General features: G+C 59.0%; 7 protein-coding genes. 2 read left to right on the top strand and 5 right to left on the bottom strand.

All coding sequences use genetic code 11. From position 1 onward, the window contains the following. Positions 1-209 precede the first annotated feature (209 nt). The 4 genes from G520_RS24875 to G520_RS0107340 form a co-directional block, all read right to left on the bottom strand. Positions 210-374, bottom strand: a complete 165-nt coding sequence (locus G520_RS24875; protein ID WP_156876901.1) for a hypothetical protein — start codon at positions 372-374, stop codon at positions 210-212. Beyond that, positions 364-1,704, bottom strand: a complete 1,341-nt coding sequence (hslU, locus tag G520_RS0107350) for an ATP-dependent protease ATPase subunit HslU (protein WP_028535088.1) — start codon at positions 1,702-1,704, stop codon at positions 364-366. The genes G520_RS24875 and hslU overlap by 11 nt, the downstream gene beginning before the upstream one ends. A 46-nt stretch (positions 1,705-1,750) precedes the next feature. Then, positions 1,751-2,290 (bottom strand): ATP-dependent protease subunit HslV, encoded by a 540-nt coding sequence (hslV, locus tag G520_RS0107345; RefSeq protein WP_028535087.1) that lies wholly within the window; start codon positions 2,288-2,290, stop codon positions 1,751-1,753. A gap of 212 nt (positions 2,291-2,502) precedes the next feature. After that, the gene (locus tag G520_RS0107340) at positions 2,503-3,216 is read right to left on the bottom strand and encodes a pseudouridine synthase (protein WP_028535086.1); all 714 of its coding nucleotides are present in this window, start codon (positions 3,214-3,216) and stop codon (positions 2,503-2,505) included. Between the two features lie 147 nt (positions 3,217-3,363). Between G520_RS0107340 and G520_RS21965 the strand changes: the two genes are divergently transcribed. Then, entirely contained in the window at positions 3,364-3,966 is a 603-nt protein-coding gene (locus tag G520_RS21965; protein WP_051229200.1) for a TetR/AcrR family transcriptional regulator, read from the top strand. 6 nt (positions 3,967-3,972) lie between these two features. Here the strand turns inward: G520_RS21965 and G520_RS21960 are convergent, their stop codons facing one another. Then, complete coding sequence (locus G520_RS21960; RefSeq protein WP_051229199.1) at positions 3,973-5,451, bottom strand: DEAD/DEAH box helicase; 1,479 nt, start codon at positions 5,449-5,451, stop codon at positions 3,973-3,975. A gap of 224 nt (positions 5,452-5,675) precedes the next feature. Here G520_RS21960 and G520_RS0107325 point away from each other — a divergent pair, with 224 nt between their 5' ends. Continuing rightward, the gene (locus G520_RS0107325; RefSeq protein WP_028535085.1) at positions 5,676-6,218 is read left to right on the top strand and encodes a YaeQ family protein; all 543 of its coding nucleotides are present in this window, start codon (positions 5,676-5,678) and stop codon (positions 6,216-6,218) included. Positions 6,219-6,244: the final 26 nt, after the last annotated feature.

The following is a 6,244-nucleotide window of genomic DNA, read 5'->3' as shown; positions in this document are numbered from 1 at the left end:
GAACCAGTGGTCCTTCTCTTGCAGTGCAAGTGTCGGCTTCGGCCAGACACTCACACCTATCGGTTGTTCGTTTTGTTAAAGAGCAGTGCTGTCGGCGCCGTGTTTCGTTTGCGTCGTCAGCTGAGGAGACGAACTATACCGCCGCCCCCCTCCTCCGTCAATCCCTTATTTTGCCAAAAGCTTCAATTCAGCACATATCATGTGCCAAGTTACTGTTTTAACGGCACATATCCCATATGAACTTTTTTCAATCCCATGCCACACCGGCGCCAGAACCCCATTCTCTGCTCGATTCCGCCGCCGCAGGCATCGCGATAACATGAAAAAACCGCCCTGCGGGCGGTTTTTCCAATCAAATCGATCTCAAAGAACATATCTTGCCAGATCCTCGCGCTGCGCAAGCGCATCGAGCTTGCTGTCGACATAGGCGGCATCGACATCGAAGCGACCGCTGCGCGAATCGTAGGAGATTTCCTCGAGGAGTTTTTCCATCACGGTATACAGACGCCGCGCCCCTATGTTTTCCGTCTTTTCGTTGACCTGCCACGCGATTTCAGCAATGCGCCGGATTCCGCTATCGCTGAACTCGAGCTCCATGCCCTCCGTTTGCAGTAACGCCTGGTACTGGCGCGTCAGGCAGGCATCCGTATTGGTCAAAATCTGACGGAAATCATCGACCGACAATGAGGTCAGTTCCACCCGTATCGGGAAACGCCCTTGCAACTCGGGGATCAGGTCGGACGGTTTGGCGAGATGGAAGGCACCGGAGGCGATGAACAGAATATGGTCAGTCTTGACCATGCCGTACTTGGTCGTCACCGTCGTACCTTCCACCAGCGGCAGCAAATCGCGCTGCACGCCCGAGCGTGACACGTCGGCTCCCTGCCCTTCCGAACGGCTGGCCACTTTGTCGATTTCATCGATAAAGACAATACCGTTCTGCTCTACGCTACGGATGGCCTCCAGCTTGATCTCCTCTTCGGAAACCAGCTTGGCCGCTTCTTCATCGATCAGCTGCTTGAAGGCATCGGAGACCTTCATCTTGCGTGCGCGCGTCTTGCCGGCAGCCATGCCCTGGAACATAGTCTGCAGCTGGCTTGAAAAATCTTCCATCCCCGGCGGCGCGAAGATCTCCATCTTGCTCGGCGCTTCCTGCAATTCGATCTCGACTTCCTTGTCGTCGAGCTTGCCCTCGCGCAGCATCGTCCGGAATTTCTGCCGCGTGGAGCCGTCCTCAACCTTCGCGTCTTCCGCACTCTCGCCGGCAAAGAAGCCCGCGCCTGGCCGCGCCCGTGGCAGCAGCACATCCAGCAAGCGCGATTGCGCCGACTCTTCGGCACGGCTGCGGTTGCGCTTGATTGCCAACTCGCGCGCGTCCTTTATAGCGATTTCCGCCAAGTCGCGAATAATCGTGTCCACGTCGCGCCCCACATAACCGACTTCTGTGAACTTGGTCGCTTCCACCTTGATGAATGGCGCATTGGCCAGGCGGGCGAGCCGGCGGGCGATTTCGGTCTTGCCGACCCCGGTCGGCCCGATCATCAAAATGTTCTTCGGCGTGATTTCGTTGCGCAACGGCTCCTCGACCTGCTGGCGTCGCCAGCGGTTGCGCAAGGCGATGGCAACGGAGCGTTTGGCGGCATCTTGCCCGATGATATGTTTGTCCAGCTCGTGAACGATTTCCTGCGGAGTCATTTGTGTCATGGCCACATCCTGTGAGACGCCACCGCGCTGGCGGCGTAGTCATGTGCTATTCGCCCAAGGTCTCGATCAGATGATTCTGATTAGTATAGATACAGATATCGCCGGCGATTTCCAGCGACTTCTTGACGATGATCTCGGGCGCGAGTTCAGTGTTGTCCAGCAGGGCGCGCGCGGAAGCCTGCGCAAAAGCGCCGCCCGAGCCTATCGTAGCGATGCCGTACTCCGGCTCCAGGACGTCGCCGTTGCCAGTGATGACCAGGGTGCTATCCCGATCGGCGACGATCAGCATGGCTTCCAGGCGACGCAACATGCGGTCAGTGCGCCAGTCTTTGGCCAGCTCGACGGCTGAGCGCACCAGATGCCCCTGGTGCTTCTCCAGCTTGGCTTCGAAACGTTCGAACAGGGTAAACGCGTCGGCCGTCCCCCCGGCAAATCCGGCCAGTACCTTCTCATGATATAGCCGACGAATTTTCCGTGCTGTGGACTTGATCACGATATTGCCGAGCGTGACCTGTCCATCTCCACCCAAAGCGACCCGCTGGCCGCGGCGCACGGAAACGATGGTGGTTCCGTCGAATTGCTGCATATTTTTTCCTATCACAAGGATGAGCGGCAGAATGCCTCGATCATCGTTAAAAGATGAAGGCGGCGTAAGAAATTGCAAGACGCTCTCCATGCAGGCCGTTAGCCCGCATGTATTATTTTATTATGTAATTCATTACATAAATAATGATCAAATGAATGCATGACATTGGCACTCCCAATGGGCTGCCTGCTCGCTGTGCAACCCTGTCTTTTTCACTCCCCTCGCAAGCCAAGCCGTTCCAGCTCATCGGCAGTCAACAAACGCCAGCATCCTTCTTCCAGCTCTCCGAGCTCAAGTCGTCCGAGTGCCGTGCGGTGCAGTCCCACAACCCGGTTTCCTGCCGCCGCCACCATGCGCTTGACCTGGTGATACTTGCCCTGACTGATCGTCAGGGCGATGCGCTCGTCGGAAAGAATCTCGGCCTCGTCAGCCATCACCCTCTCCTTTTCATCCTTGAGCAGGACACCGTCCTTCAACTGACGGATCAACTCCGCGTCGGCAGGATGCTTGAGCGTAACCTCATAGCGTTTGGCTACATGCCGCCGCGGCGAACTTAGCGCATGGACACAGGCGCCATCCGTCGTCAGTAGCAGCAAACCCGTGGTATCCACATCGAGCCGGCCGACAGCCGCGATTTCGAGGCGCGAGAATTGCCGCGGCAAGAGCGAATAAACGCTGCGATGATGCTGCGGTTTATGCGACGTTTCGTAGCCGGCTGGCTTGTTCAACATCAGATAAAGCGGCAGCGCAACGGGCTGCCACGGCTCGCCATCCACGAGCAGTGCCGAGATCATCGCAACATCGACCGGCAAGCGATAATCCTGCGCGAGATGGCCGTCGATTTCGACCAGACCATACTCGACCAGTTGGCGGCATTCCTTGCGGCTACCGAAACCTTGCTGTTGTAAAAATCGATAGAGTTCCATAACCGAGATGGTAGCATCCGGCCCAAAAAAATGATGCGCCAGGATATGTTACCCATTTATCAATATCTATCTGATTGAAATCAAAACGTTTTATTGAGATGATGCTCATCATCTCAATAAAGAGTCGTTTGCTCCAGGAGAAACATCGTGCGCTACAAGGACGAGCAGCGGGCTCTCACCCGCCAGCGAATCGTGGAAATGGCTGCTCACCGTTACCAGGCAGAAGGCATCGGCGCCGTCGGCATCGCTAACCTGATGGCGGATCTCGGGATGACTCATGGCGGCTTCTACCGCCATTTCAGCGACAAGGAAGCACTGGTGGCTGAAACCTGCCGCTTGTCCTTCCGGGCGGTCGGACAACACTGGCGACATATACTTGCCAACGCGCAAGACAAACCGCAGCGGGTACTGGTTGAAGATTTCCTTGCGCATCGGCCGGATTTCACCTCCTTCGCCAGCACCCTGGCAGCAGAGATATCGCGGCGAGACCATATCTCGCGACGCGCATTCACGGCGGGTGTACAAGGCTGGCTGGAGCAACTGCAGGAGATCGGGGAGAAGGAGGAGGCGTACGTAAAACCGGGGGCCCTGCTGGCCCTGATGCTGGGATGCCAGTTACTGACCCGCGTCGTCAGCGATCCGGCACTTGCGCAGCGTATCACAGATGAAGTTACGGCCCTCGTCGGTCCGAAGAGCATGGAACGAGGGCCGCAAGACGACAGCGGAGAGGCGGCACCCGCCTCTCCGTGAGCATCATCAATACGGTGTGCGCTTGCGGCTGGCGGCTCCGCCGCTGCGTGGCGCGGCATTTCCGTTGCTATTGCCATTGCGCGGGGCGACATTGCCATTGACGTCGCCGTTGCCGTTACGCGGAGCCGAGTTTCCGTTGCGCGGGGCCGACGAGCCCTTATTGCGCGGGGCGCCGCTGGCATTGCTGCGCGGGGCGGGGTTGCCGCTGCGCGGAGCCGTCGTCCCGTTGCGCGGGGCAGCCCCGTTCCGACCAGCGTTGCCACGACCTGCCCCCTGCCCCTGGCGGGGCTGACCACCGCCGCGGCGCGCCCCCCCCATCAGGATGGGCTCGGGCTTGACCGTCAGATCGGCTTCATACCCGGGAACCGTGAACTGGCGAATCTGCTTGCGGATCAACTGTTCGATGTCCTTGAGAAACTTGAACTCGTCCACGCACACCAGCGACACCGCTTCGCCGGTGGAACCGGCGCGTCCGGTACGACCGATGCGATGCACATAGTCTTCCGGCACATTCGGCAATTCGAAGTTGACGACATGCGGCAATTGATCGATGTCCAGACCGCGAGCGGCGATATCGGTCGCCACCAGAACCTGCAGGGTATTCGATTTGAAATCGGCCAGCGCACGGGTCCGGGCGTTCTGGCTCTTGTTGCCATGAATCGCGGTGGCGCTGATTCCGCTCTTGTCCAGCTTTTCGGCCAGGCGGTTGGCACCATGCTTGGTCCGGGTGAACACCAGCACCTGATGCCAGTTGCCGTCCTTGATCAGATGCGTGAGCAGGTCGATCTTGCGATCGCGGTCGACCAGATGCACGCTTTGTTCGATCTGTTCGCTGGTCGTATTGCGCCGTGCGACTTCGACCAGACCCGGCTGATTCAGCAGACGGTCGGCCAGCGCCTTGATCTCATCGGAGAAGGTGGCGGAGAACAGCAGCGTCTGACGCTGCGACGGCAGCAGAGCCAATACCTTGCGGATATCGTGGATGAAACCCATGTCCAGCATGCGGTCGGCTTCATCCAGAACGAGGATTTCAATGCCGGACAAATCGAGCGTCTTCTGCGAAACGTGATCGAGCAGACGCCCCGGCGTCGCGACCAGGATATCGACCGCACGGCGCAGTTGCGCGGCTTGCGGGTTGAAACTCACGCCGCCGAACATGACCATGCTCTTCAGGGGCAAGTACTTGCCATACGTCTTTACCGATTCTTCAACCTGCGCCGCCAATTCGCGGGTGGGAGTCAGCACCAGAGCGCGCGGGCGGCCGGGCTTGGCGGCGGGTTGGCCGGACAGGCGTTGCAGCAGCGGCAAGGTGAAGCCGGCCGTCTTGCCGGTGCCGGTCTGTGCCGCCGCCAGCAGATCTCCGCCCTGGAGCACCAGGGGAATGGCCTGAGCCTGGATCGGGGTCGGGACGGTATAGCCGGTTTCGGTAACGGCACGCAGCAAAGGCTCGACCAGACCAAGGTCGGTAAATTTAATGTCAGACATGAAACACTCCAGCGACGGCCCATCGCAGGTTGTGCGACACCAATCCAGGCAGACGTGTTAGGAAAATCGGGAAAATCCGGCGCGCCGACTGGTTACAACGCGAGGCCGTGCAGTGTACCGTTATTTTCCGCGCAAGGGAAATGCGCACGTCGCGCCGCTCTGCGCTGTACCCATCGTCGCGCGCGGCTTACACTAGCCCACCTCATCCTGACCCGGAAAGCGCAATGGCACTTAAAGCCACCATATACAAAGCTGATCTCACCATTTCCGATATGGATCGCGGCTATTACGCCAGCCATAATCTGACCGTGGCTCTGCATCCGTCCGAAACCGTGGAACGCATGATGCTGCGCCTGGCCGTTTTCGCGCGCCACGCGAGCGAGACGATGGCCTTTACCAAAGGTATCAGCGTCGACGACGAACCGGATATCTGGCAACTGAACTACGGCGGCGAGATCGAGCACTGGATCGAACTGGGCGAACCCGATGAAAAACGCCTGCGACGCGCCTGTTCGCGCGCCGAAGCGGTCTGGGTCTACAGCTACGGAGGACGCGCCGGAGAAATGTGGTGGAAGCAGATGGAGGACAAGGCCCGGCGTTTCTCCAAGCTGACCGTCGAGAGCGTGGCCCCGGATATCCTGGCCCAGCTTGCCACCTTGTGCGATCGTTCGATGCAGTTGACGGTGACGATACAGGACGGGCAGATGTGGCTGGCCGACGCGAACACGACCGTCCTGTTCGCGTCGGAAAAACTCCAGCCGGTTTAAGAACGATCGCTGCCGCGCGTTGCGCT

Origin of the sequence: Paludibacterium yongneupense DSM 18731 (genome assembly GCF_000422925.1) — a bacterium.
Classification (GTDB): domain Bacteria; phylum Pseudomonadota; class Gammaproteobacteria; order Burkholderiales; family Chromobacteriaceae; genus Paludibacterium; species Paludibacterium yongneupense.
The sequence above is the reverse complement of the archived record's forward strand: the minus strand, read 5'-3'. Positions and strand labels throughout refer to the sequence as shown.

Excerpts from the sequence above, each read along its gene's own strand:
- G520_RS21960 (WP_051229199.1), bottom strand. The coding sequence starts at position 5,451 with ATGTCTGACATTAAATTTACCGACCTTGGTCTGGTCGAGCCTTTGCTG.
- G520_RS24875 (WP_156876901.1), bottom strand. The coding sequence starts at position 374 with ATGTTCTTTGAGATCGATTTGATTGGAAAAACCGCCCGCAGGGCGGTT.
- hslU (WP_028535088.1), bottom strand. The coding sequence starts at position 1,704 with ATGACACAAATGACTCCGCAGGAAATCGTTCACGAGCTGGACAAACAT.
- G520_RS0107340 (WP_028535086.1), bottom strand. The coding sequence starts at position 3,216 with ATGGAACTCTATCGATTTTTACAACAGCAAGGTTTCGGTAGCCGCAAG.
- G520_RS0107325 (WP_028535085.1), top strand. The coding sequence starts at position 5,676 with ATGGCACTTAAAGCCACCATATACAAAGCTGATCTCACCATTTCCGAT.
- hslV (WP_028535087.1), bottom strand. The coding sequence starts at position 2,290 with ATGCAGCAATTCGACGGAACCACCATCGTTTCCGTGCGCCGCGGCCAG.